Raw genomic sequence first — 1442 nt, forward strand, 5'->3', positions numbered from 1 at the left:
AGATGAACGTAGCGACTGTCTTGATTGTCAAGGGGTAACTCAAAAAACAATCAAGGAGTTGCTGTCGAACCTAAAATCTCAAGCCAGAAAAAAGCGCAGCAAAAACTAAGTCGCTCAGGTTAAACCAAAGCAAGCGCAACCCTTGATCAGAGATAACAAAAAGTGTGAATCTCTAGGAACAAGGTGGTAAATTGTCAGCAAGCTGCCAAGGCTGATTTTGGCGAACCATTGCATTAAGAATAACTAAGATTTTCCGCACACAAGCAGTCAGAGCCAGTTTTTTTGATTTACCTCGTCCGACTAGGCGTTCGTAAAAGGTTTTAATCACCGGATTATGACGCATAGCTACCACCGCTCCCATGTAAAGAGTCGCCCGAATCTGAGCGCGACCTCCCTGAATCATTCGCTTACCTTTATGTTGACCACTATCAGGATTAATCGGTGCGACACCGACTAAGCGAGAGATTTGTTTGGCGGTTAATTGACCGAGTTCTGGTAAGTCGGAGACGAGAGTAGTAGAAATTACTTGACCAATCCCCGGCACGGTTTTGAGTAAATTAACTTTCTCGAGCCATTGTTGGTTAGCTTGGGTCAATTCCTCAATTTCTTGATTGAGTTTTTCGAGGCAGTTATCGAGATACTCAAGATGGGCTTCGATATCGACCAAAGCTTTACCGCGAGCGCGTTCCCGTCGGTTTTTTTCGGCAGTCCGCATCTCGACAAGTTGCCGGCGACGACTAATTAAGTCGCCCAATTGACGAGATTCTTCCGACTCAACCGCTAATATTTGCGGTTGCATTGCTTCGCCAAAATGAGCTAAGATTTGAGCGTCAATGGCATCGGTTTTGGCTAATTTACCAGTGGCTTTAGCAAAGTCTCTTCCTTGACGGGGATTGATTAAGGCTACAGCTAAATCCGCTTCTTGTAATTGAATCACCAGTTCAGTTTCTCAACCTCCTGTCGCTTCCAGAACGATGAGGTTGAGCGTGTAAGATTTTAGGGTTTCGACCAGTTTAGATATGTCCTCCTTTGTGTTAGCAACTTTCATCGCTTTACCGAGGGGACGGAGGTACACATCTAGGGTCGCTTTACTAATGTCAATGCCTACCCATTGAGAGATATTTTCCATGATTGAACCTAACTAAAGCAAGCAGAATTGATGGTCATTTTTGAGAGCATCCCCTTGATTTTACTCATCCTTGCCCGATACGGTCTCTTAGCTTAACAATTGATTGTTTTCGCCACGACCCCGGCGACTGTTCGAGTTTTGTCAGGGAGATTATGGTGGTGACCCTTGCTACGAAGCGGTCTTTTCCGACCAAGGTTGGGACGGTCTACCACCTCTCTCAATATACAAGGTTGGGTTGAAGCATGAAACCCAACGCCCGATTATGTTACGCTACCGCTAACCCATCCTACAAATAATTGTGCCTCCCTACTTA

Annotated in this window: 1 pseudogene; it reads right to left on the minus strand. The window is 45.3% G+C overall.

From position 1 onward, the window contains the following. Window positions 1-172: 172 nt before the first annotated feature. Window positions 173-1129: pseudogene (locus O9290_RS05415) on the minus strand (IS110 family RNA-guided transposase). Window positions 1130-1442: the final 313 nt, after the last annotated feature.

Source organism: Microcystis sp. LE19-41.2A (assembly GCF_027530405.1).
GTDB classification, from domain to species: domain Bacteria; phylum Cyanobacteriota; class Cyanobacteriia; order Cyanobacteriales; family Microcystaceae; genus Microcystis; species Microcystis aeruginosa.